This window comes from Streptomyces sp. NPDC059224 (assembly GCF_042754285.1).
Taxonomy (GTDB): Bacteria; Actinomycetota; Actinomycetes; order Streptomycetales; family Streptomycetaceae; genus Streptomyces.
This window is the reverse complement of the sequence record NZ_JBHZAN010000039.1, coordinates 1-24242: the sequence shown is the minus strand read 5'-3', so window position 1 is coordinate 24242 and position 24242 is coordinate 1. Positions and strand designations below refer to the sequence as shown.

The 24242-nt window shown below is 69.4% G+C and carries 16 protein-coding genes and 4 pseudogenes; 12 read left to right on the top strand and 8 right to left on the bottom strand.

Annotated features, from left to right (window positions below; genetic code table 11):
* Positions 1 to 616: 616 nt before the first annotated feature.
* The 3 genes from ACFXI4_RS35245 to ACFXI4_RS35235 all read right to left on the bottom strand — a co-directional run bounded on the left by ACFXI4_RS35245 (position 617) and on the right by ACFXI4_RS35235 (position 4355).
* Positions 617 to 2800 carry a bifunctional polysaccharide deacetylase/glycosyltransferase family 2 protein gene (locus ACFXI4_RS35245; RefSeq protein ID WP_384998860.1) on the bottom strand — a complete coding sequence of 728 codons (2184 nt, stop codon included), beginning with the start codon at positions 2798 to 2800 and terminating at the stop codon, positions 617 to 619.
* 113 nt (positions 2801 to 2913) lie between these two features.
* Complete coding sequence (locus ACFXI4_RS35240; RefSeq protein ID WP_384998858.1) at positions 2914 to 3615, bottom strand: hypothetical protein; 702 nt, start codon at positions 3613 to 3615, stop codon at positions 2914 to 2916.
* 245 nt (positions 3616 to 3860) lie between these two features.
* Positions 3861 to 4355, bottom strand: coding sequence for a DUF1877 domain-containing protein (locus ACFXI4_RS35235; RefSeq protein WP_384998856.1), 495 nt, complete (start codon positions 4353 to 4355; stop codon positions 3861 to 3863).
* Positions 4356 to 4804: 449 nt separating this feature from the next.
* Between ACFXI4_RS35235 and ACFXI4_RS35230 the strand changes: the two genes are divergently transcribed.
* The 3 genes from ACFXI4_RS35230 to ACFXI4_RS35220 all read left to right on the top strand — a co-directional run bounded on the left by ACFXI4_RS35230 (position 4805) and on the right by ACFXI4_RS35220 (position 6497).
* Positions 4805 to 5437 (top strand): RNA polymerase sigma factor, encoded by a 633-nt coding sequence (locus tag ACFXI4_RS35230; RefSeq protein WP_384998853.1) that lies wholly within the window; start codon positions 4805 to 4807, stop codon positions 5435 to 5437.
* A gap of 86 nt (positions 5438 to 5523) precedes the next feature.
* Complete coding sequence (locus tag ACFXI4_RS35225) at positions 5524 to 6318, top strand: hypothetical protein (protein ID WP_384998850.1); 795 nt, start codon at positions 5524 to 5526, stop codon at positions 6316 to 6318.
* A complete protein-coding gene (locus ACFXI4_RS35220; RefSeq protein ID WP_384999026.1) occupies positions 6315 to 6497 on the top strand; it encodes an integrase core domain-containing protein in 183 nt (60 codons plus the stop codon). The genes ACFXI4_RS35225 and ACFXI4_RS35220 overlap by 4 nt, the downstream gene beginning before the upstream one ends.
* 211 nt (positions 6498 to 6708) lie before the next feature.
* Here the strand turns inward: ACFXI4_RS35220 and ACFXI4_RS35215 are convergent, their stop codons facing one another.
* The gene (locus tag ACFXI4_RS35215; RefSeq protein ID WP_384998848.1) at positions 6709 to 9030 is read right to left on the bottom strand and encodes an N-acetylmuramoyl-L-alanine amidase; all 2322 of its coding nucleotides are present in this window, start codon (positions 9028 to 9030) and stop codon (positions 6709 to 6711) included.
* A 400-nt stretch (positions 9031 to 9430) separates the two neighbouring features.
* On the opposite strand from ACFXI4_RS35215, the gene ACFXI4_RS35210 reads away from it, so the two are divergent.
* Positions 9431 to 10231: an NAD(P)/FAD-dependent oxidoreductase gene (locus ACFXI4_RS35210; protein ID WP_384998845.1), complete on the top strand. Its 801-nt coding sequence runs from the start codon at positions 9431 to 9433 to the stop codon at positions 10229 to 10231.
* Here ACFXI4_RS35210 and ACFXI4_RS35205 read toward each other — a convergent pair.
* Positions 10194 to 10822: pseudogene (locus ACFXI4_RS35205) on the bottom strand (transposase); the annotation flags it as partial. The gene ACFXI4_RS35210 and the pseudogene ACFXI4_RS35205 sit on opposite strands and share 38 nt — an antisense overlap.
* A 319-nt stretch (positions 10823 to 11141) precedes the next feature.
* On the opposite strand from ACFXI4_RS35205, the gene ACFXI4_RS35200 reads away from it, so the two are divergent.
* The 5 genes and pseudogenes from ACFXI4_RS35200 to ACFXI4_RS35180 all read left to right on the top strand — a co-directional run bounded on the left by ACFXI4_RS35200 (position 11142) and on the right by ACFXI4_RS35180 (position 18181).
* On the top strand, positions 11142 to 11879 hold the full coding sequence (locus ACFXI4_RS35200) for an amidase domain-containing protein (RefSeq protein WP_384998842.1): 738 nt from the start codon (positions 11142 to 11144) through the stop codon (positions 11877 to 11879).
* Between the two features lie 45 nt (positions 11880 to 11924).
* A pseudogene (locus ACFXI4_RS35195) lies at positions 11925 to 13134 on the top strand (IS4 family transposase); the annotation flags it as partial.
* Between the two features lie 229 nt (positions 13135 to 13363).
* Complete coding sequence (locus ACFXI4_RS35190) at positions 13364 to 13546, top strand: hypothetical protein (protein ID WP_384998839.1); 183 nt, start codon at positions 13364 to 13366, stop codon at positions 13544 to 13546.
* A gap of 270 nt (positions 13547 to 13816) precedes the next feature.
* Entirely contained in the window at positions 13817 to 16348 is a 2532-nt protein-coding gene (locus tag ACFXI4_RS35185; protein WP_384998836.1) for a tetratricopeptide repeat protein, read from the top strand.
* Between the two features lie 1392 nt (positions 16349 to 17740).
* A complete protein-coding gene (locus tag ACFXI4_RS35180) occupies positions 17741 to 18181 on the top strand; it encodes a hypothetical protein (protein WP_384998833.1) in 441 nt (146 codons plus the stop codon).
* Between the two features lie 89 nt (positions 18182 to 18270).
* Here the strand turns inward: ACFXI4_RS35180 and ACFXI4_RS35175 are convergent, their stop codons facing one another.
* From ACFXI4_RS35175 to ACFXI4_RS35165, 3 genes and pseudogenes are all read right to left on the bottom strand, one after another.
* Positions 18271 to 18846, bottom strand: a complete 576-nt coding sequence (locus ACFXI4_RS35175) for a hypothetical protein (RefSeq protein WP_384998830.1) — start codon at positions 18844 to 18846, stop codon at positions 18271 to 18273.
* Positions 18847 to 18875: 29 nt separating this feature from the next.
* Positions 18876 to 19151, bottom strand: coding sequence for an SHOCT domain-containing protein (locus ACFXI4_RS35170; protein ID WP_384998827.1), 276 nt, complete (start codon positions 19149 to 19151; stop codon positions 18876 to 18878).
* A gap of 272 nt (positions 19152 to 19423) precedes the next feature.
* Positions 19424 to 20300 (bottom strand): annotated as a pseudogene (locus ACFXI4_RS35165) (universal stress protein).
* A 261-nt stretch (positions 20301 to 20561) separates the two neighbouring features.
* Between ACFXI4_RS35165 and ACFXI4_RS35160 the strand changes: the two are divergent.
* From ACFXI4_RS35160 to ACFXI4_RS35150, 3 genes and pseudogenes are all read left to right on the top strand, one after another.
* Positions 20562 to 22892, top strand: a complete 2331-nt coding sequence (locus ACFXI4_RS35160; protein ID WP_384998824.1) for a heavy metal translocating P-type ATPase — start codon at positions 20562 to 20564, stop codon at positions 22890 to 22892.
* 340 nt (positions 22893 to 23232) lie between these two features.
* Entirely contained in the window at positions 23233 to 23835 is a 603-nt protein-coding gene (locus tag ACFXI4_RS35155) for an AAA family ATPase (protein WP_384998821.1), read from the top strand.
* Positions 23836 to 24147: 312 nt separating this feature from the next.
* Positions 24148 to 24242 (top strand): annotated as a pseudogene (locus tag ACFXI4_RS35150) (Hsp20/alpha crystallin family protein); the annotation flags it as partial.

Here is a 24242-nt window from a genome sequence, read left to right as displayed (position 1 = left end):
GGCGAACCGGTGGCGGGTGCGCCGCGGTCGCAGGTGGCAGGTCCTCTGTCCCTGCTGTGAAGGGCTCACCGACCACCTCGACGTCGAACCGTCGTCCCAGGCCTGACCTGTCGGCGCGCCGATCAGGAAGCATCGTGGCCATGCGCTGGGCGATCTCCGTCGGCGCATCGTCACGTCGACGCCGCGTGACACGCCGGCCCCCTGCCAGCAGGGTGCAGGCAGCACGGTCGGATCTCCTCCCGCACCGCGGCGAAGGATCCGTGCCCCGCCTCCGGGCCCACGGTCACGCAGCGCTCCCCGCACTCCGCCCCGGCCGTTCTCTCTTCCCGGCCATGACGGTGCTTTGGGTGCTCTGTGGGGGATGCTCTGTGGGGGATGTCAGCCCCTCGACCATGCCCGGAAGGCCGTCGCGCGCTACACCACGGCGTCCGTCGACGCGGTCATCCCCGCCCGCCCGGAGGTCGACCGGGAGCAGCTGCGCGCGGTGGAGAAAGGCCGCCGCTCCCCGCTCGCCTCGCCGCATCCGGCTCCGGCCCCTGCCTCGGCATCCGCCCGGGCGAGCGGGCAAAAACATCGCCGTCCACTGATGACGGCCTGGACCGGCCGAAGGCACGCTTCACCGCCGACGATGTCGTTCTCCGGGTGCATACCCGCGGACAGCGCCGGTCCGGATCGGTGGACGACCCTCGTACGACGTCGGCTGCTGGACGGACTCGTACGGTGCCGACTCCGGGGCGGACGTCTGCTTGCCCGTCGGCGCCTGCAGACTGCCGTAGCGCTCCATGCGCTGCCACCGCAGCCGTGAACCCGACACGGCTGTGAAGACGGACTGGATGACCACCAGGGACATCAGCTGGCGGTAGACGAACTGCTGCAGCGGCAGGCTCCACAGCGGGCCGGGGCGTTCGCCGTCGAGGCGGAACGCGTACAGGCCCATCAGCAGTTGCAGAAGCAGGAAGGCGAGCCACAGGGCGGTGATCCGGACCGGGTCGAGGAAGAGCAGGCCGTAGACGGCGAAGACGTCCACGACCGGCGCCAGCAGGGGCAGCAGGACCTGGAAGAGGAGGAGATAGACAAGGCCACGGCGGCCGAGCTTTCCGGCGGCGCCGCGTTGCACCAGCGCGCCGCGGTGCTTCCACATCGCCTGCAGGGTGCCGTAGCACCAACGGTACCGCTGCCGCCACAGGGCGCCGAGCGATGCGGGCGCCTCGGTCCAGGCAACCGCCCCTTCCTCGTACACCACACGCCAGCCGGCCCGGCACAGCGCCATGGTGAGGTCGGTGTCCTCAGCAAGGGTGACGTCGCTGACCCCACCGAGGGCGAGCAGTGCCCGGCGCCGGAACGCCCCGACCGCGCCGGGCACGGTCGGCATGCACTCTGCGAGGTCGAAGAGGCGGCGGTCGAGATTGAAGCCGACCACGTACTCGATGTGCTGCCAACGGCCCAGCAGGCCACCGCGGTTGACGACCTTCGCGTTGCCCGAGACGGCGCCCACCCGGGGGTCGGCGAAGGGCTGCACGATCGTGCGGACGGTGTCGGGTTCGAAGACGGTGTCGCCGTCGACCATGACCGCCAGGCCGCAGGTGGCGGCGGCCAGGCCGGTGTTGAGCGCGGCGGGCTTGCCCGCGTTCCGCTGCCGGATCACCCGCACTCCCGGCAGACCGAGGGACTCGACCAGGTCTGCGGTGCCGTCGGTGGAGCCGTCGTCGACCACGATGATCTCCACCGGATGGTCCGAGGCGACCAGGGAACGTACGGCCGCCTCGATTCCGGCGCTCTCGTTGTACGCCGGGACGATGACGCTGACCGGTTCGGTCACCGGCGGCCCCCAGGGCCTGGCCCGGCGTCCCGTCCGCAGTTGTCGGTGCCTGCGGGCCGCAACCAGTACGGCCCCCGCGCGCAGCACGCTGATCGCTCCGGCCGCGTACATCAGCACGCCGAGCAGCCGGATGGTCCCGTCGCCGAGTTGCAGCATCTTGACGAGGGCGATGCCCTGGAGATGGTCGTCCAGCCCGGCAGGCCGGACGGGATCGGCCATGCCGACCGCGGCGCCGACCGTCGAGAACCGGAAGCCCCGTGCCTTGAGCCGGGGGATGAGGGCGTTCAGGGCGGCGACGGTCTGGGAACGGTCGCCTCCGGCGTCGTGCATCAGCACGACCTGCCCGGCCTTGCCGCGCGGTGTCGCGTTCGCGACGACGTGGGCGGTGCCGGGGCGCTGCCAGTCCTCGGCGTCCAGGGTGGAGAGCACCGTGACGTACCCGGCCGTGTCCGCCTGTTTGAGGACGGACCAGTCGGCGTCGTCCAGGGCGTCGTTCTCCGAGGAGTACGGCGGTCGGAGAAGCGCGGTGGTGACGCCGGCGGCCCCCGCCACCGCCAGTTGGGTCTCGCGCAGCTCCAGGGAGCGCTGCCAGGGGGCGATGCGGGAGAGGTCGGGGTGGGTGAAGGTGTGGATGCCGATCTGGTGTCCCTCGGCGACGATCCGGCGGACCAGTTCCGGGTGGGCGACCACCTGGGTGCCGACCACGAAGAAGGTCGCGTGCACGTGATTGCGGCGCAGCACGTCCAGGATGCGTGGCGTCCAGACCGGGTCGGGGCCGTCGTCGAAGGTCAGGGCGATGGTGCGGGTCTTCGGGCGGGCGGTGTGCGGGGAACCGGCGGCGCCCGCAATCACGGGGCCGCCGTGCGCCACCTGGCCGGGCACCGTGTCGGCACGGCCAAGGGGACCGGTCACGTCGTCTGAGGTGATCTGGAACATGTGGTGGGTGTAGCCCTGCAGCAGCAGGGCCGCAGACAGGGTCACCACGAGCACGCACAGCAACAGCCAGTGAGTGCGGGGGGTGACTCTGCGGGTGCGGCCGCGGAGGCGCGGCGTAACGGTGCGGCGTCGGCGATCGGTCACGTCAGGGCCTTGGCTCACTTCACGGGCTTGTGGGACGAGGCGATGGTGCGCCCCTTGGTGGAGTGCGCCGTGGTGGGAGTGGCGCTGGGAGTCGCGGTGGGGGTCGGCGAGGCGGTGCCTGCCGGCGTCGCGGTGCCTGCCGGCGAGGTGGTGCCGCTAGTCGCCGTGGTGGGCTCCGGCGTGGCCACGGGGGCGGTCGAGGCCGTCGGACGACCGGTCACGCCGGAGGCCGTCTGACGCGCACCGGGACCGGGGCTGTCGAACGCCTCGCTGGAGCCTGCACTCCCTGCGGAGTGGCCGGCGCCGGACGGGGAGTCGGGGACAGTCGCGTGGGGCGTGGCCGTGCGAGGGGTCTCGGGCAACGGGACGAACGGGGCACTGATGGTGGGGCCGCCCAGGACCGTGCTGATGAGCAGGGCGACGTAGCAGGCGGCGGGGATCACCAGCAACTGCGCGGCACGGCGCACGCGGCGCTGACGGCGACCCGAGGCGTCCACGAAGACGGGCGCCGGATCGCTCTCCGGCGTGTCCGGTTCCGCTACCGGACGGCCGGGCTCGTCATGGTCCGTCGGCGGCACGGTGATGACGTCACCGTGCGGAGAGTCCCACTCCGCCCCGGCGGGGTGGCCCGGCCCGGTGACGAACACGGGCCCGTCGGCGGCCGAGGGCGCCGGCTCCGCCGTGACCGTGTCAACGGTGGTGCCCCCGGTGGCCACTTGGCCATGGGCATACCCATGACCCGGGCCGGCATGGGGCTCCTCGCCGTACCCTGCGCCACCATCACCCGTCCACTGCACGAGTCCCGCCTCCTCTCCAAGACGACCCACGTGGTCGTTCGCATGAAAAGAGCGCAGCGGGCCGAAACTGTTACACCTCCCGCCTCACACAGCCACAAGTCCCACCCCGCGGATCCGCAGGTCCCGCCTCGCGGCGGTCCCAGCCCGTCCTGGATCGCGACCCCTCACACCTCGGAACAGCACTTCACCACCGCTGCCCCCCACTGGGCCGCGTGCGTGTAGAACGCCCGTAGCGCCCGGTGCGTGACGACGAACGCGTGTGACGTCTCGGCCTCCGCGGTCATCCCACCGTCACCAGGAAGCAGCCGGTCCCGGGCGAGGTCCCACAGTGCGTCGAAGTCGGCGTCCTCCAGAAATCCGGCCACCCGGCGGGTCTGGGCCGCCGTGAGGACCAGCAACGGCGGCTCGCTCCGGTTGCGGAACACCGGGCGGCCGCCGAGCACCACCTGGGCCTGGAGCCGGCCCCCTGGAGCCTCCAGCGGGGCGCTGGTGTAAATGCGCTCCTGGTCCAGACAACACGCGTCCAGGATCCCCTCGGGGCACCGGCCGACCAGGTGGCGCAGGGACTCCCCGTCGCTCGCGAAAAGCCGCCCAAGCCAGGCCGGACTGTTGCGCAGTGCCGGGGCTGGCACCGCTCGCAGACGGACATACGTACTCATGACAGAGGGAGCGCACGGAAGTGCCGGAACGTCACACGCCCCGCGGTGCCGGGAGACGGGAGCGACCGCTCGCCTCAAGTCTGACCGGTCCTCTCCGCGCCGCTCGCGGGGCGAGTCGTAAACGGCACAGAGAGAGGGTCAGGGGCGGACTGGGGCTTCACAACCGGTGAGGATCGCCGCTACCGGTGCGGTACCGGGCTCGACCAGCTCTCCAGCGCGGGGCCCGCTGGAAGCGTCGCCAGGTTCGGACGGCACCGGTCCCGCTCCGTCGCCGTCGTGCCTGCCGAATCCAGCAGTTGATCACCGGGAGACAGGTGATAGCGGACGGGGCTCCTGGGCGTTGTGACGTTTCCGGGAGAGCGTGCGCTGATTGTCGTGGGGCCGTCGTTGCGACCGGAGCGCGACGGACGGCGGGAATTCGGTTGTGAACGGTGCGAACGAGGGCAATCTTGGGCCAGGTACGGCAACCCCGGCGTGTACATGAGTACGACGGGGAGCTGGGTGCGGCGGTCGTGCGCGCGCAGCGGGGCGACGAGAGTTCCTTCGCGGTCGCCTACCAGATCGTGCAGCCGGGCCTTCTGGGCTACCTGCGGGGCGTCGTCGGCGACGACGCGGAGGACGTGGCGTCCGACGCCTGGCTGGAGATAGCCCGTGACCTCGGACGCTTCAAGGGGGATGGCGCCGGCTTTCGCGGCTGGACCGCGACCATCGCCCGGCACCGGGCGCTGGACCACCTGCGCCGTCGGCGGGTGCGGCCGCAGGCCAGCGGTACCGACCAGGACGTACTGGATCTGGCCGGCCCGTACAACACTCATGAGCAGGCTCTGGAGTCCCTCTCCACGGAGTGGGCTCTGGAGCTGATCCACGGACTGCCGCAGGACCAGGCCGAGGCCGTGCTGCTGCGGGTCGTGGTCGGTCTGGACGGTCCGGCGGCCGCGCGCGTCCTGGGCAAGCGGCCGGGTGCGGTGCGCACGGCCGCCCACCGGGGACTGAAACGCCTCGCCCGTCAGCTGGATGTCGGTGGCGAAGTGGAGCAGCGTGTGACGGATGTGGCTTCCCGCGCGCTGGGGGAGCCGACGTGAACGGCAACCGCGGCAGGATCGACCGAAAGGCGTGCGAGCCGACATGGCGGACGAACCGAAGCGGTCGGACAGAAACGGAAACGGACATGGGTGAACGGCTGAGCGGCGACGGGGTGGGGGGCCGTCGGCGTGTGCGGCCCGACGGCACCCTGTCGGACCCTCGGGACGCGGGCGATGACACCGTACTTGAGGACGCAGCGCTGGAGACCGCGCTGGCCGTCGCCGTTCGTGCAGGTGATCCCGGGTCACAAGGCGAGCAGCAGGCCGTGGCCGCGTTCCGGGCCGCCCGCGCTGCGGGTGCGCATCGTGCACGTACCCGGCGCCGGGACGACTGGCGACCGGCAGCCGAGCGGCGGGCGCGGCGCCCGGTCAGGCTGACGTTCGGCGTGGTCTTCGCCAGCCTTGCCCTGGGCGGTGTGGCGGTCGCGGCCATCGGTTCCGTCGGTCCCTCCACCGAGGGTGCCGGACAGAACCGGGGCACGGCGAACCCGTCGGCGGCCGCCTCGAATCGGCCGGGCGGCGCGGCCTCGGCACCGCCCTCCGGCAAGGCCCGGCCGACGGCCCGGCCCACCACCGACCAGGACACCGAAGCCCACTGCCGCGCCTATGACCATGTCCAGGGCCACGGCAAGACGCTCGACGCGACGGCCTGGCAGGAGTTGATCACAGCGGCCGGCGGTACGGACAAGGTGGCCGCCTACTGCGCCGAACAGCTGGCAGGCGCGGCGGCCAAGCCGAGCCACTCGACCGGCTCGGGCAAGTCCGGCAGGAGCGCCGCGCACTCCGCCGCCGGCACAGCAGGCGGCACCGCCGCGGCCGGCAACGGCCAGGCCAACGGCGGGCAGGCGAACGGCGGGCAGGGCAACGGCAAGAACAAATAGCCGCCCGGCGCCGCGGGCTGCGGAAGACCTCCACGGACGTCGAGTTCGCCACCGCCGAGTGGACCGACTGGTACAACCACCGCCGGCTCCACAGGGCTCTCGGTCACACAGCACCAGCCGAGTTCAAAACCGCCTACCATTACCAGCACACCCGCGCCAACGAACCCGTCCGCTGGTGACATCCCAGCTGTCTACCGAACCCGGAACGGTTCACAACGTCCGCACCTCCCTCGCCCCGGTCCCACGAACGGGACGCGCAGAGCGTCGCCTGCTGCGCAGTTGAGAGCTCGGGAGAGACGGTGGGGGCTGCATTCCTCATGTGCCCGAAGGAGCCCTCCGCTCCGGACTTCCCGGAGGCAGAGGGCTCCTTCGTGAGGTGCGGCCGGCGGTTCAGCCGACGGTTGCGATGCCGTCGGTGGTGACGGTCGGGCGGCCCGCGGTGCCGACCACGACGATTTTCAGGGTGTGCTTGGCGGACGTCGACCAGCTCTTGGTCCAGATGGCCTGGCGGTAGAGGGTGGTGGAGGACTTCAGGTCCACCGTGGTGGCCTTGGTGCCGTCGACGTAGACGTACGCCTGACCCGAGGTGGAGGCCCGCGAGACGATCCAGGCCACCGAGCGTCCGGTGAAGGTCCAGCTGATCGAGGCCCTGGCGGACGAGGAACCGTAGGAGTACCCGCCCAGGTAACTGGTGCTGTTCTTGTGCGTCCAGGTGCCGGTCCGGGTGGTGGAGGTCTCCTGGACGATCTTCGGCGTCCGGTAGACGGAGGCTGCGGCTGGGTTGCCGGCCATGTCGTACGCCTTCAGGGCGAACAGGTCCGACGTGCCGGGCTTGGCGCTGGTCGACCAGGAGGTCACCGTCGGGCCGAAGGTGGCCGAGGACGGCGAGGTCGCCGTCACTTTGGCGAGCGCCGCGTTGTCGGCGGCCTTCCAGCTCACCGTGACCGGGACAGAGGTGGAAGTCACCGTGCCGGTGCGCACTCGCACTCCGGGAGCCGTCGGGAACGTGGGCGCGGTGGTGTCGCCGACCAGGGTGACCGAGCCGGAAAGCGTGGTCGCCCCTCGGACGTGGGTGGCGCGCACCTGGACGGTGTGGCTGCCGGAGGCGACCGAGATCGAGGCGGAGCGGACGGAGCCGGAGGCGTGGGCCACGGCCTTGCCGTCGATCAGGACGTCGAAGCCGGAGATCACAGCGGATGGCGTGGTGGTCGTCCAGCTCACCGTGGCCGCGCCCTTGGTGTAGTAGCTCGTCCCGGACTTGGTGGCTCCGCCGGACAAACCGGTGACGGAGACCGCGCCGACTGGGCCGGCCGCGTAGGAGCGGATCGTGCTGAGGGCGTTGTAGAGCTGGTTGCCGGGGCAGTCGGTAGCGAAGCCGTTGCGGTGGCCGGAGATCGCGTTGAAGCTGTAGCTCTTGCCCAGGGTGAAGCCGTAGCTGTCGCCGGCGCCCTCGGGCAGAGACGCGGTACCGGTGCCGGGGTTCACGCCGGTCATGCCGAACTTCCAGGCCGCGATGCGGGCGATGGAGCCCAGCATCGCCTGGCTCGGCGCGGCCCCGGTGAAGGTGCTGGCCGTGGAGTCGCCGCCGCTGAGGTCGGTGTAAGTACCGATGGCGGCCACGCCCATGCTGTTGGTGTTGAACCCGTAGGTCTGGGCGCCGACGACGGGTAGCGCCATCCCACCGAAGCGGCCCTCGAAGATCGTCCCACACTTGTCGACGAGGAAGTTGTAACCCAGGTCGCGCCAGCCCTGGTTGAGGTGCTCGGCGTAGATGCCTCGCACGATCGCCGGGGAGTCGGCGCAGGAGTAGCTGTTGGTGGTGTCCGTGTGGTGGACGAACATCACCTTCGCAGCCGAGCCGTACGACGGGTAGCCCGATTCCCGCGCGCACTCGTCCGCGCCCCAGCCGGCCCGGGTCACCACGGTGGGCGGTGCCACCACCGAGACGGTCGCGGCCGGCATCGGGTCGGGCGGGGTCGCCGACGCGGACGGGGCGGCCGTGCAGGACGGGTACGCCTCGGACATCGTCGGAAGCTGGCTGGGCCAGGCCGTCGGGGACGCGCTCGGCGAGGTCGGGGCGGAGGTCCCGGCGGACGGGGTGGCGGAGGCGGGGTCCGTCGCCGTGGAGGTGCCCGTGGGCGGCACGGAGTCCGTCGCGGTCGGGGTGTCCGAGGCGCCGGTGCCCGTGGTGGCCGTCGCGGTGTCCGCCGGGGCGGGGCTGTCCGTCGGCGAGGTGGTGTCGGTGACCGTGGGGGAGGCGGTGTCGGCGGCCGTCGCATCCATGGCGTAGTTCGCCAGCCCCATGCCGGAGTCCCGCGTTCCGCTGGTGGCGGGCCTGCCCGGATCGACCAGGTCAACCCGCAGCCCGGCGGGCAACGCGGTCGTCCTGCCCGCGCCGGTCGCGCGGACCTGGATTCCGTTCGACGGCCCCGACCACATCGGGGACATCCCGCCGCGTACACCGGGACGGTTCAGCTCGGCGGCATCGGGGAGCCCGTCCGGCTGCTGCATCTTCAGCCACTGGGTCCAGTGCCCGTCAGTGGCGGAACGGGTCCGTACCTCCACCGTGCCGCGCAACTTGGCGTGCGCGCCGTTCCAGGTGACACCGACCATGCTGAACGGAGCTGTGGACCGGGTCCCCAGCGTCTTGAGCGACGCACCTTCTCCGGTCAGGGACAGTGAGTGGACATGCGTCTTGACCGGTCCCTGCACGGACGGCGCTCCATGGCCTGGTGAGCCGGCCAGGGCGACGGTCGCCGCAGCCACACCGCCACCGACGACTACCGCCCCCAACGCCACCCACGTCCGCGTCTTCGGACCGGATCGACGGCGACCGTGCCGGACGCTGTGTTCAGTTCTCATGCCCCACCCAGAAGATCCGTTGTTGTCATAAACCATCGCTGGGCACAGCCGTCACCGGAGTGCCCTGGGATACCAGCGCACCCGGCCGATCAAACGTCACATTCACAGGACTCGGGCTGGGACGGACGCCACGCCGACGGCGGCTTTGGCGGCCCCTGCACGCCGGAAACCGTGAGCGGACGGTCCAGCACAGGCGGACGTGAGCGGTATCACGCAGGATCTCCCCACCGCCCCCCCAGACAGGCCAGGGATGCAACCAGGCTCCGGCCCCGCCGGATGCACCGCCGCCCTCTGCACCGCGCGGGCCCAGCTCAAGGCGCTGATCTTCGGCGGCGCCAACCGAGTCGGCGGTACGCCCACCACGACGACCGGGGTCGAAAACTCCCCCGGCTCTCCCGACGGCATCGACGGCATCGACGGCCCCATGGCCGACATGCACGCCCAGGCTGGGCGGTCCGGTGCCGAGGTGATCGACGATGACATCGTCTCGGCCGACGTCACCACCGACATCGAGACCGTCTCCGACACCACGGGCACCATGCACCGCGCCAAGTCCGTGATCGTCCCCACCGGCTCTGGCTGCCGCAAGCTCGACATCCCCAAGGAGGACGAACTCTCGGACCGCGGGGTGTCCTGGTGCGCGACCCGCGACGGCTTCCTCTTCCACGACCGCGACATCGTGGTCGTCGGCGGCGACGACACCGTGATGGAGGAGGCCACATTCCTCACCCGCTTCGTCCGCTCCATCACCGTCGTCCACCGTGGCTCCAGCCTGTGGGCCTACCAGGTGATGCAGAACCCCGACTTCTCCGACGAAAAGATCTTCTTCGCTTTCGACACCGGGATCCGCGGGCTCAAGGAAGAAGGCGGCAAGCTCTCCGGCCTCGTCCTGCACGACGTCTTCACCGGCAAGACCCGCGACCCGGACGTGACCGGCCTGTCGTCGCCATCGGCCACGATCCCCGCCGCGAACTGTTCCAAAGGCCGGCCCGACCTGGACCACAACGGCTGCATCAAGGCCGGACGAGGGCGACGAGGTGGGGTGCGTTGACCGCCGTCCACCACTGCTGGGCGGACTCGACGAGTTTGAAGACCATGGCCAGGACGGCGGCGCGGGAGCCGGAGACGCGGGTCACCTTGGTCCCGAGCCTCACGCAACTTCGCGGCGCAGAGCTTTGGCGGACGTTTTGATCGCCGTTTCGGCGTGGTCGCGGTCCTCGGCGTTGCAGATGTCCTGGATGGCAGCCGTTTTGTCAGTCCAGCACCTTTGCTCGCAGGTGGCCGGGAACACCTCGGACAGGGCCTTCCAGAAGCCCAGGGCGCCGTCGCCGACCGCCAGGACCGGGGCGCGCATGCCCCGGCGGGCGCAGTCGAGCATCAGGTCCGCCCAGGATGCTGCGGATTCGCGGTAGCCGTTCTGGAAAGCGACCAGCTCCTTCGAGCCGTCGACGCGGACCCCGATGAGGACCAGGACGCAGGCTTTGTCCTGCTCCAACCGGACGTTGAGGTGGATGCCATCGGCCCACACGTACACGTAGTCGGCCTCGGACAGGTCGCGGTCCATGAAGGCGGCATGGTCGGCCTGCCACTGCTGGGTGAGCCGGGTGACGGTGGCCGGTGAGAGCCCAGCCGCCGAGCCGAGGAGCGGGGGGACCATGCAGGCGTCTTCGGTCCGGTCACGGTCCGTTCGCCTCGGCAACCGACGGCCCGGCGGCCGCTCGCCGAAGTTGACGACGCCGTGCCGGTCGCGCTGGAGCCGCATCGGCCGAGATCCCGTTTGGAACAGCCCTGCGGAATTGAGAGTGCGCTGAGGGGATTTCCTTCGGCCTACCGAGTGAGTTTTCGGCAGACCGCAGGTAAAGGGTTGCTCCGCGGACAAAATCGTCCTGAGGTACGGCAGCGTGCCGCCACACGAGTGCACGACCGCGCGCGATACCTGAAACTACAGAGAGGCGCCCTCCATGCCCGTCCTGAGGAAATCCCTTCGCATTTTCCCCGCCGTCACCCTGGGAGCCGCACTTCTGGGGATGAGCGCCGGTCACGTGCAAGCGGTTCCAGCCGCGCACCAGAAGACGCAGAAAGCCGCCCGTGCTTCCGACGACTGGCGCAAGACGGCCGTCCAGTACGCGGACACCCACTGGAACTGGAGCGCATGGGACGACAACATCCCGCGGGTGAAGGAGGGCCAGGCTCAGCCCTATTTCGAATGCGCCGAGTTCGTCGCTCGCGCTCTGGCCGCGGGCGGCCTCATCCCCGGACTCAGGCCGGATGATCCTCAGGATTCCTATTACCACTACAAGGCACCGAACGGCAAGGAATACGACCTCTTGCTGATCTCGGACGTCATCGGCTACCGGAGCCTCTACGACTTCATCATGGACTACAAACTCGGCGCGGACATCGGCAACAACCCCGCCCAGGCTCAACCCGGCGACGTGGTCGTCATCTTCAACTCGGACTACTCGGACAAGCTGCACACGGGTCTCGTGGCCCAAGAGGTGAAGGACGACGCGGACTCCACCGTCGACGCCCACAACAACGCGCATTACCGACGCACGTACCAGAGATTCGACACGGGCGGATACGCCCACATTATCCATATCGATCCGAGTGTGATCAAATCACAGCGGCCCGCCGTTCAGCCGCCCTCCGACCCGGACCTCATCCGATCCCACGCCAGTCACGCCCGACCCTCCTAGCCCCAATACCGGTAATTTAGGGGCAGGGCGGCCGTTGTTGTCGGTGTGGCAAGAGCGGGTCAACTGAAGTCATCTGGTGAGCGGTTGTCGGACCGTATCGCGGTCGGGGTGCTGACACAGGCGTTTCCTCAGTCGCTGGTGGACGAGGTGTTGGCGGAGACGGGGCCGGTGCAGCAGCGGAACCGGCTGTTGCACCGGCCCGGCTGTTGCACCGGCCCGGCTGGTGGTCTACTTCGTGTTGGCGATGTGCCCGTTCTCCGGGGAGAGCCATGAGGAAGTCGCCCGGCTGCTGACCACGGGTCTGCAGGGTGCTCGGCGCTGGCTCACGTCATGGGTGGTGCCGAGTACGGCGGCGATCCGGAAAGCCGGGTCCCGGCTGGGGGTGGCGCCGTTGCGGCAGTTGTTCGCGCGGGTGTGGCGTCCGATTGCCACACCGGACACTCAGGGCGCCTTCTACCGCGACTGGCGGCTGACCGCGATCGACGGCACCACATTCGACCTGCCCGACACGAAGGCGAACGTGGAGACGTTCGGCCGTCCGCCCCGCTCCGGGCGCGGTGAACAGGATGTCGGATACCCGCAGTTGCGCATGGTCGGCCTGGTGGAGTGCGGTACTCACGCCGTCTTCGATGCTGCGATCGGAGCTCCGCGCACCGGAGAGCGGGCTCTGGCCCAGTCGGTCCTGCTGTCCCTGCGGCCGGGCATGCAGCTGCTGGCCGACCGCGGCTTCTACGGCGTGGACCTGTGGCGCGCAGCCGTGGCCACCGGGGCGGACCTGCTGTGGCGAGTCCGCAAGGACCTCGTGCTGCCGGTGGTCGAGCAGCTGCCGGACGGCTCCTACCTCACCGAGATCTTCGACCGCAGCGACATCCACCACACCCGTCGTGGAGTGCCGGTACGTGCGGTGGAATACACCATCGCCGGCCATGAGGGCGTCTACCGGCTCCTCCCCACGATCCTCGACCCGGACCAGGCCCCGGCCGCGGAACTGGCCGCCCTCTACGCCCAGCGATGGGAGTTCGAGTCCACCCTCGACGAAATCAAGACCCACCTCAAAGGGCCGCACCTGGTACTGCGTTCGCAGCACCCCGATGGGGCCGAGCAGGAACTCTACGGCTTCCTGCTCGTCCACCACGCCATCCGGCACCTGCGCCAGGCCGCACGACAAGCCGACCGGGACCCCGACCGGATCTCCTTCACCCGCTCGCTGCGCGTCGTGCGCCGCCAGGCCACCGACCAGGTGGCGTTTCCCCCCGGCAGACTCGCGCGCGATCAAAGCCCCCCCACACTGAGCTCCTCGTACGCCTCCTGCCTCCTCGACGCCACCGGACCAACCCCCGCTCATCAAACCTAAAGTCGCCGGCTGGCCTCTCAAACGTGCTGTCCATCGAGCCTCGCACCCGCTACCCACCGCGGCCATCACCCTCGTTGGCGCCACCAAACCCAAACGGGTCAAACAAACACCAAAGCCCTAAGTTACCGGTATGGCGCCTAGCCCCAATATCAGTGACTTAACGCATCCCTCACTGTCCTGGCCTGCGGAGAAGCCGACGAGTGAGCCGACCGGCAAGGGTGCCGCCCTGGCGGCCCTGGAGTACGCCTGGATCACCGACGAGATGCCCAGCTCCCTGTCGACCGTCGACCAGGTCAGGTCCGTCGCTCGCTGATCACGTGTACGCCGGTCAGGTCAGCTGCTGTAGCAGACCGCCCTCCCCGGTGAGCTTCACCCCCACCGGCCTGGGCTCGGGCCACCACCTCGGCGACCCGCCTGTCATCCACGGCGCCCAGCCCACTCACAACGACCCCCCGGCCTCGATATCACTCGTCACGTCAGTCATCAACTGTCGCTTCCAGCTCGCGAGTACACCACTCACCGTACAGACTCAAGCGTGCGCAACCGTCGCGGCCCTGACGCTCTGTAGGGGATGATTCCGAGCATGAGGGTGGATACACGGGTCATCGCCCTGGCCAGTGGTGCAGTGGTGGTGGCGGTCGTGCTCGGCTTCTGGACAGAAGCATGGATCGGTGCCGCAACTGGACTGGGAGGACTTTTTGCGCCAGTGCTGTGGGAGGCGGCCGTCACCCGGTGGAACAGTCGCGAGGCGACGGCTGAACACGCCGAATCCGTGTTTCAGCCGATGGTTTCGCACGCCGCGACCGAGAGCATCACGGATCTGTTACGGCCGGAGAACGAGGTTGTCCCCTTTCGCCGTCGGCCGGAGTCGGCGGAGTTGCTTCAATGGTGCCAGACTCCCCAGCAGCAGAAAGTGCGGCTGATCACTGGGGAAGGTGGTGCCGGAAAGACCCGTTTGACCGTGCAGCTCGGACGCGACCTCGTTGATGCGAAATGGCAGACGCGATGGGTACGTCGGGGCGAAGAGGCCGATGCCGTTCGTATCGCGAGCGAGTTGCGTCAATCAGTGCTCTTGGTGGTCGACTACGCCGAGACAAGGAATGGCCTGCTGCAACTAGTTCGGGCCGCGGCGAGCGTTCCGGACCAGCCGCCGCTTCGGATCCTGCTCTTGGCGCGTAGCGCCGGAGAGTGGTGGGAGGAACTCCTCAATAGCTGTGATGACTCGTTGAGTGAGGCGTTGATCGCCTCGCCACCGCTCACTCTTGAGGCGATGCCCGCTAGCAGCAGTCAAGAAGCGTTCGTTGACGCGGTTAGTGCGTTTGCTGCGAGGCTCCGCCTTCCTCCGCCCGACGCAGTCATCACGGATCACGAGCCGAAGACAGTAATCCTTGCCCTGCACGCAGCGGCCCTGCTGGCCGTGGTTGAACAACAGGGTGAAACAGACTCGACGGTAACACTTGGCGTTGGCACCGACGTTTTCGCTCGCCTGCTCCGACATGAAGAGCGCTATTGGCACCAAACGGCGCGGGCCCGCGTGCTCCTCCTCGATGCGAGCGTTGAACGCCGAGCGGTCGCGCTGGGAACATGGATAGGCGCCAACAGCGAGACCGCTGCCGCCGATCTGCTCAGATATGTTCCCGATCTCGTTGCGTCACCGGGACTACGTGGAAGGGCTGCGCGTTGGCTGCGCGACCTATACCCGGCCGATTCGGTCGGCAGCACTGTCGGGTACCCAGAATGGCTGGGTTCATTACAGCCGGACCGGCTCGCCGAGCGACTCATCGGAGATCTGCTGGCCAATGATCCGGGCCCGCTGCAGTCGATGCTTACGGCACTTGAGTCACGGCGATTGCTGCGAGCGTTGACCATTGCGGTTCGCGCCGCCCAGACCGACAGCCGGGTCATCACCTGGCTCCAGGAAGCGTTGGCTGCCTTTCCGCATGCGCTGATCCCGCCGCTGATCACAGTCGCGATCGAGACCGACCCTGCTGTCGGCAGTCTCATCGCGCAGACAGTGGAGGAGGAGGAAATTGACGCGGCGACCCTGCTAGCTTTCGACAGCATCATCCCGGGCCGCACGCTTGCTCTCGCAGAACCGGCAGTAGTGATTGCGCGTCGGATCGTGCACCTCACATCGCCGGGTACCGACCAGCGTGCATACCGGCTCATCAGTCTCGGCAGTAGGCTTTCGAATGCTGGTCATGCCGCGGAGGCGGCCGCGGCAACCACGGATGCTGTCACCATTTTCCGGCGCCTTGAAGCCGAGAGACCGCAAGAGTTCACGTATGACCTCGCCAACAGCCTGATGGGATTGACTGGTTACCTGGTACACGCTGGCCGCTCGGCAGAGGCACTGACCTCCGTTGAGGAGGCGGTCACGCTCCTTCGTGAACTGGCTGACTGTGACCTTTCAACGTACGGCCACACATTTGCCGATGCGCTGGTGAACTATGGCGGAGCTTTGTTCTTCGTCGGGCGCGCGGAAGATGCGCTGCCAGCGTTTGACGAAGCCGTCGCCATCTACCGGAGCTTGGCTGTGGCGAGCCCCGGAGACGGCGCTGCGGAAGTGGGCAGTGACGACATGGCGAGCGCACTGATTTTCAAGTCCGTATGTCTGGGAATGCTAGGCCGCGCCGAAGAGGCACTCGCAGTTTCGGAGGCAGCGGTCACCACCTACCGTAGACTGGCCGAGGGGAACGCCGATGCGTTCAGGTCGTTATTGCCAGCTGGGCTCATGATACATGCGGCTCTGTTGCTTGGATGCGGACGATTGCAGGATGCGCTTTGGGCGACCGAGGAAGCTGAGACGGCCTGTCGGAGCCTCGCGGCCGATCGACCCGCAGCATTTAACAAGGATCTGGCTGAGGTTCTCGCCGTTCGGGCTCTTTGCCTGGAGGCGCTCGGACGCACGGCTGCGGCGCGGGAAGTTATTGACCTTGTTGTCGACACCTGCGGGCGCGCAACAACTGCTGATGCTGCAGTGGCGATAGCAGATATTTCAGGGATGTTGGCGGAACACGCCGAGATCCTGGAGCGGTGCGGCAGGCCAGCCGAAGCCGAGGTGGCACGCCGTACCGCCGCGACCCTCGCTGACCGGAGCGCATCAGAACCGTAGACAGTGCGGGCCCCAGCGCGTCTTGATGCATCTCTCACTGTCCTGGCCTGCGGACACGCCGACGGGTGCGCCGTTCGGCAGCCGTTAAGTCACTGGCGTCGAGGTCAACCGACTGGCCGACCAGCACCTCCCCGCTGAGGAAGAGACCGCCGGCATCTCCACAGAGGCAGGAGGAAGTCGAGGAAGAAGATCGACTCTGCGGGGAATGCGAGGGCTCTGGCGATTGCGCCGAGTGCGGCGGTAACGAAATCGCCGACGACTGCGAAACCTGCGGCGGCGAAGGCACCTGGTGAACCTCACCCGGCGCCTGGGCCGACGATCCCGTCTTCGCGTTGCTGGTAACGAGTTCCGCTGTGCCGGCCCTGTAACGATGCAGCCCTGCTGACATCCGGCCCAGGTATCCGCCGGTTTCGCTCACGGATCCTTTTGAGCATTGCTGCCAGCTCTGCCGCGTCCACAGTCTCCCGCGTCTGCTTCTCGAAGCTCAACTGACGCGGAGGTGCGCTGCAATGTCCCCTGACCACGCCGCTGACCCTCGAGACCACCTCGCCACATACAACGCTGACGCCATGCAGAAGCTGGAACTGGACGGCCTTGCCGCCGGGGAATCCGTCCTCTTGCGTACGTGGCGAGCCACGCGCGCTATTCCCGCCGGGTATTCCACATGGGTGCCGGCTGTAGTTTCTGAGCCGTCCGCGGATTGCGGACGGCACGGACTTGCCCGGGTCCGTCTGGGCGATGGTTCCGGCGTGGGCCGCGAGGTGGAAGCTGCCCGCTGGCTCCTGCGCCGCGCTGCGGACGCCGCGGCCGGGAGATGGTCCTTCGCTCCCCAGTCCCTGTGATGCTGCCCCGCCCTCCAGGGCGGGGCAGCTCTTCTCCCCACCGCCAGCCGCGAGCTGAGGCCGACCGTGCTTCCCCTCGTGGCGTGAGTCCGTGACAGCCGGGGAGTTCGGGAGGAGACCAAGCGGATCTCCGATGAGTCCTGGCGGACTCACGGACCGCGAAGATCTACCTCGAGCCGATGCGCGCCCGCCGGCGTGTGTCGGTGAACACCATGGCCAGGCGCACGGCCTAGCTCGGCCTGGCCGCCCACACGCTGCGCCGTCGGTCCGGCCCGACCCGACCTGGCCGACGGCGCCGTACTGGCTACGGCGCGACTTCAGCGCTCCCGCCGCGTCCACCGTGTCAGCCGGGGACATGGCCGACATCGACGCAGAGGAAATCAAGCTGTGCCTGGCCACCCTGATCGACAGCAGCACATCGACCCGCACCTGGTCGCATCCTTCGACGGCATGACCCACGACCCGGGCCGCGGCTCTCGGCCACGAAACAGGACCCCACTCATCACCTCGGCCCGCGCCAACTCCCGACAAGCACGTCCGGCACTGCTCCGTGGGCACCGGCCCCGGCGACCCCGTCCTCGGTGACGAGCAGTGGAGCGACATCGCCCGTCGTACCGTCGCCGGCATCGACCCCGGCAACGGCATGGCACCCAGGCGCCCCACCACCGCCGAACGCCCCAAGGCCGAGCGACAGGCACGCGAACGTCCCGCACGTGTACGACTACGCGAGGTCGTCAGCCTGGCCGGCGCGGCTGCGGCCGGCGAGTCGGAGTTCTTCAACCGGCTTCAGGCCGCAGGGACCGTCATCGAGCCGCACGTCGCGTCGTCCGGGGATCTGCTCGGGTACAAGGCCGCCCTGCCCGGCGGCCTCAACAGCCTCGTGACCTCCATCGCGACGAACTTCTTCGTCGCCCAGCTCGGCATCCTGGGACGCTTCCTGGTTCGCCACTTCGAGCAACAGACCCGCATCCCCTTCGCCGCCTGGTGCTGATGCCCACCGAACCGAGACAACGGCTTCCCTGCGACAGAGTCCGGGAACGCCCTTGCCCCCCCGACTCTGGCAGCCACCGATTCCTTCGCTCACCGAGTCACGTCCAGCTCCGTGTACATGCCGGCCGCGTAGTGGCCCCGGACGTTGCACAGCAGCTCATAGCGGCCCGGCCGCAGCGTCACCGTGGTCCAGCCTGCCGCACCGGGGTCGATACCGTCTCCGGCACCGCTGCCACAGGTGCGCGACGCCTCGCCGAAACTGCCTGCTTCCGACACCCGGCCGTCGGAGCCGATGGCACGTCCTCCGGCAGCCTGGCCCGCCGGCAGCGGCAACACGATCACCTCGTGCGCGAGGGTTCCCGCATTGACCACCCGCAAGGTCACCTTTCCCGTCGGGATCGTCATGGGGTGGGCCGCCATGCGCATCATGCCCATGCCGTACCAGCCGGCACGACCGTTGTCCGGAGACCAGCTCGGGCCACGCATCATGCGCCCCATGTCCCACACCGTCACATCGACCGCGCGGCCTTTCGCGTCCGGTGCGCTGCATCGTGCACTCTGACCTCGCCAGGAGGCCGGTCCCGTCCTGTGGAAGGAGCCGGACGCGGCCATCAGACCCATTGTGGCCACGCCCAGCACCAAGGCCGCGGCGGCAACGGCGATCACCGACCACACCCCTCGGCGACCGCGCGCGTTCATCGGTGCTCCCGAAGCAACGCATACCGACGTTTGTACTCGTCCTCGTCGATCTCCCCGCGTGCGAACCGCTCGGCGAGCAGGTTCTCGGCCTGCCGGTCCTGCCACCCGCCCTCACCGGACGGTGGTGGGAGACCCGGCTGCTGGTGACGCGCACCGCTGAGGAAGCGCACGAGTGCGATGAGCCCGACGATCAGGACGGCCCAGAACAGCACCATGAACACCGTCATGACGATCCAGCCGCCCCAGCCCCATCCGTCGCCATACCACATCATGCCGATCACTTCCCTCGGCTGATTGCTCCAGTGCCGCCAGGATGGATCAGTGAGACCTCGGGCGATATGGGCCACAGTTCCCAGAAATAGGGCCGGAGGACTCAACGCCTCCCCCGGCTCCGCTGTCCACAGGTGACGGACCTTTCGCAGAGCACGACGTTCCGCCCAGGGCCGTTCACCACCCTGGACTCGGCCGCGCCTTCCCCCAATCCGCGGCAGCCCACTTGTCTGACCGGCACTGCCGACGCATACCGGCGAACGCGTGGCGGTGGTCACTCCTTGCCGCGGACCACCGCCACGGAGCAGTGCGCGTGATGCGGCAGGGCCTGGCTGACCGAGCCGAGCAGCAGGCCGGTGAATCCACCGCGTCCACGGGCACCGGCCACGACCAGCTGCGTGTCCTGACCCGCCTAGATTCAACGCCGGGCGGATCCGGGAGCGCACCAGGCGCCGGATCACCGTGACCTGCGGACAGTGCGTCTGCCACGGGGCCAGGGTCTCGTCCAGTAGCCGTTGCTCCTCCTCACGGAGCCGGTCGATGTCGACCACCGTGTTCAGCGAGTCGCCCGGTCCCTCGTAGGCCCGTTCGCTCCAGGCGTTCCACACGCAGGGCCGGCAGGACCGCTCCGCGCATCTTCGCCTCGGCGAACGCGAATTCGACAGCGCGTTCGCCCGCCGGGGAGCCGTCCACCGCCAGGAGGACGGGACCGGCCGGGTTCGGCGTGCCCCGCACCACCAGCACCGGGCAGTGACCGTACGCGGCCAGATGTACGGCGGTGGAACCGAGGAGCAGGCTGCCGAACGCGCCCAGCCCGCGGCTTCCCACCACGACGAGAAAGGCGGTGCGCGACTCGATCTCCAGGACCATCAGCGGCTCGCCCACGGTGACCTGACGCGTGATGTCCAGCCGGGGTGCGATCTCGCGTGCCCGTTGTTCTGCCTCCGCCGGCGTGCCGTCATCCAGCTCACGCACCCCCACCCTGGCAGGATCCCAGGGCAGTCCACCAGGCGGTGGATGAATCGAGGCCACCAGAAGGCGTGCACCGGTCGCAGGCCGCCCCCACTCCGCAACGCCTCGTGTTCCGCCGTCCCGACCGCATCCAGGCTGGACGGTGAGCCGTCGACTCCCACAACGACCGGTCTCCTCATCCCGCCTCTCCTCGCCAGGCCGGCTTTGTGGCCCCTGCCCGACTCTCGGCCGGCTGCGCTCTCACGCACACCGAGCCGGCATCGCCGGCCCTCGCTTTGCCCTGCACACAGACCGGGGCCGGCCATGACCAGCACGCACGGGCACCGTCTGCATGGCCCTCAATCAGGGCCGGACGTCCCCTGCCGTGGACACCCGGTGGCGCGTTGCGATGGAGAGGAACCGGTTTCACGATCACCGCGCCGGACGGACCGAGGTATGCCATGACCCCCCGCACGTTCACAGCGCAGCTGCGCCGCTTGCCCCCGGCGATCGGGTCGCCACGGCTCGAATCCGTCCTCCTGGCTGTCACCGCGGCGACGCTGACAGCCGGCGGCATCGCCTGGCTCACGGGGGCAGGCGACCTCGCCGACCTCTTCTGGGGACTGGGCACCCTCTCCGCCGTCATCCCCGCGGTGGCATGGGTACTCGCCGCACTGCGGCACGGGCACGTGGGCGTGGACCTCATCGCCGTCCTCGCGCTCGGCGGCACCCTGGCCGTCCACGAATACCTCGCCGGTGCGCTGATCGCGCTGATGCTCGCCACCGGCCGCACCCTGGAAGCCGCCGCCCAGCGGCGCGCCTCCCACGACCTCCGGGCCCTGCTGGAGCACGCGCCGCGCTCCGCGCGCCGCCGCACCGACGCCGGTGTGGCCTCGGTGCCGCTGGCCGAGGTGGCTGTCGGTGACCTGCTCGTCGTCGGCCCCGGCGAGGTCGTCCCTGTCGACGGCCGGGTGGAGAGCGACGCCGCAGTCCTCGACGAGTCGGTCCTCACCGGTGAGGCCCTCCAGGTCGAGCGGGCCCGCGACGAGACGGTACGCAGTGGCGTGGTCAATGCCGGCGGCGCTTTCGAGCTGCGCGCCACCGCCGGCGAGCAGGACAGCACCTATGCCGGGATCGTACGGTTGGCCCGGCAGGCGGGCGCCGAGTCCGCGCCCGTCGTGCGGCTGGCCGACCGGTACGCGGCTTGGTTCCTTCCGCTGTCGCTCGCAGTGGCGGGCCTGGCCTGGCTGATCAGCGGGTCCGCGGTACGGGCTGTCGCCGTTCTGGTGGTCGCAACCCCCTGCCCTCTCCTGCTGGCTGCCCCGGTCGCCGTGGTCTCCGGCCTCTCGCGCGCCTCCCGACTCGGCGTCGTCATCCGCGACGGCGGCGCCCTGGAGAACCTCGGCCGGGCCCGCACCCTCCTGCTGGACAAGACCGGCACCCTCACCCGCGGCCGCCCCCGCGTCCTCGACGTGATCGCCGCGCCCGATGTCAAAGCCGCCGAAGTACTGCGCCTCGCCGCCTCCCTCGACCAGTACTCACCGCACGTCCTCGCCCAGGCCATCGTCAACGCCGCCCGCGAACGCGGACTGGCGCTCTCGGTCCCGACGGACGTCACCGAGGAACCCGGCCGGGGCGCCACCGGAACCGTGGAGGGGCACCAGGTCTCGGTAGGCCGTACAGGCGCGGCGACCGCCCGGCCGGGCTGGGCGAAGGCCGTCGACAACCGCGCGCTCCTCGACGGCGCGGCCGTCGCATGGCTCACCGTCGACGGACAGCCGGCCGGCGCCGTCCTGCTGCGCGACCCTCTCCGCCACGACGCACCCCGCACTCTGCGTCACCTGCGGGCGGCGGGCATCGAACGGCTGCTGATACTCACCGGCGACCGCGCCGCACCCGCCCAGGAGGTAGCCGCCGTCCTCGGCCTGGACGACGTGCGCGCCGAACTCGGTCCCGCCGACAAGGTCGCCGCCGTACGCGCAGAACGCCAACGTGCGGTCACCGTGATGGTCGGCGACGGCGTCAACGACGCCCCCGCCCTCGCCGCCGCCGACATTGGCGTCGCCATGGGCGCTCGAGGGTCCACCGCCTCCTCAGAAGCCGCCGACATCGTCCTGACCACCGACCGTGTCGACCGCCTCGCCGACGCCGTCACCATCGCCCAACGGACCCGCCACATTGCTGTACAGAGCGCCCTCGGCGGCATGCTGATGTCCCTGGCCGGCATGGCCGCAGCCGCGGCCGGCTTCCTTCCGCCCGCCGTCGGCGCCCTGATCCAAGAGGGCATCGATGTCGCCGTCATCCTCAACGCTCTGCGTGCGCTGCGCGTCGGCCGAGCCGCGCACCCGGCCCTCACCCCCGCTGCCGAAGCCCTCATCCACCGCTTCGCCGCCGAACACGACGACCTCCAGGACGTCCTGGCATCCGTACGCGACGCGGCCGACCGTCTCTCCGACAGCGCCGGCCCGACGGCCCTGGCCGCAGTACAAGAGGCCCACCGTCTGCTCACCGAACGGCTGCTGCCGCACGAGTACGCAGAGGAGCACGAGCTCTACCCCGCCCTCGCCCCCGCCCTCGGCGGCCCCGAGGCCACCGCCACCATGAGCCGGGCCCACACCGAGATCGAACGCCTCTCCCGCCGCATCGCCACCCACCTGCAGCTGGCCGAGGCAGACGGGGGCCTTTCCACCGAGCAGCTCGACGACCTCCGCTCCTGCCTCTACGGCCTCAACACCGTCCTGCGTCTGCACTTCACCCAGGAGGAAGAGAACTATTTCTCCCTCGCTCCGTGAACGACCGCGAGAGGCGGGTGGGGAGTCAGAGCAGCGCGACACCCGCGCGCCGCTGACACCCGGCTGTCATTGCGCTGCCGTGGAACCACGTCACCTGCCCGCCACCATGCCGGCCATCCACGCCGCCCGGCGCACAGTCGATCCGCTACGATCAAGGCGTGTGCTGCTGTGCTCCCATGACGACAACCGCCGCTTAGCGGCGGTACCGCGGTTGCTGTAACCGCGGCCAATGTCCGCCCCCTCCAGGGGGCGGTGCCATGACGTACCGCCGGATCAGTGTCCTGCTGGCAGTCACTCATATTCGTGTGACGCCGGTTCGTCCTGCCTGATCAGGGAAGTCATGTCCCAGTCACAGCGTTTCGACGCGCAGCATCCGCGTGCAGCCGCCCGCCGCGCTACGCAGCACTCACGTGCTGCCATCCTGCTCCTGATGGTCGGGCTCCCCGGAGCTGGAAAAACCACCCGTGCCAAAGAGCTCGCCGAAACCCACCGCGCGCTGCGGCTGACCCCGGATCACTGGATGATCCCGCTGTTCGGCGATTCCATGGCCGACGGCAAGCGCCGGGTGCTCGAAGGGCGGCTCATCTCGGTTGCCCTGCAGGCGCTGAGCCTGGGGACCAGCGTCGTGCTCGACTTCGGACTCTGGAGCCGTGATGAACGGTCGGCGCTGCGCTGGCTGTCCCGGGCGGCCGGTGCATCGTGCCAGGTGGTCTACGTGCCCGTGGACAAGGACGTCCAGCTCGCTCGCGTCGCGCACCGCCAGGAAACAACACCGCATCAGACGTTCCCCATGAGCGAGGCCGACCTGGACGCCTGGCGGGAGCAGTTCCAGGTGCCTGACGCCGACGAACTCGCCGGTGGCGAGATCCCCACCCCACCGGCAGGCTGGCCGAGCTGGGGGCACTGGGCGGCGGACACCTGGCCCTCGTGCACCGACAGCTGACCTGGGCCGGTTGCCCGGGCGGCACCGGCGCGGGCGTCCGGATCACGCAGGGGCGGCAGATCGCCGGGCAGGTCTGGGAAGGAGTACTCCATGGCGGCAAGGGCCACCGTGGCGGCGAGGAACGATGCCGGGCCAAGGGCGTTCGTGCCGGTTGTGGGTGAGGGGTCGGCTGGGGTCACGGGCACCTCCCAAGTGTCATCCAATGGACGACACCACGTTTGTCATCCATTGGATGACATGCTACAACGGTGTCAGTGAGCGCACCCGAGCGCATGGGCAGCCACTTCCTGAACCCTCTGGAGGTGTTTTCCGATGTTGATGCGCACTGACCCCTTCCGTGACCTCGACCGGCTGGCGCAGCAGCTGATGGGTCCCGGCACCTGGTCGCGGCCGTCCCCGATGCCCAT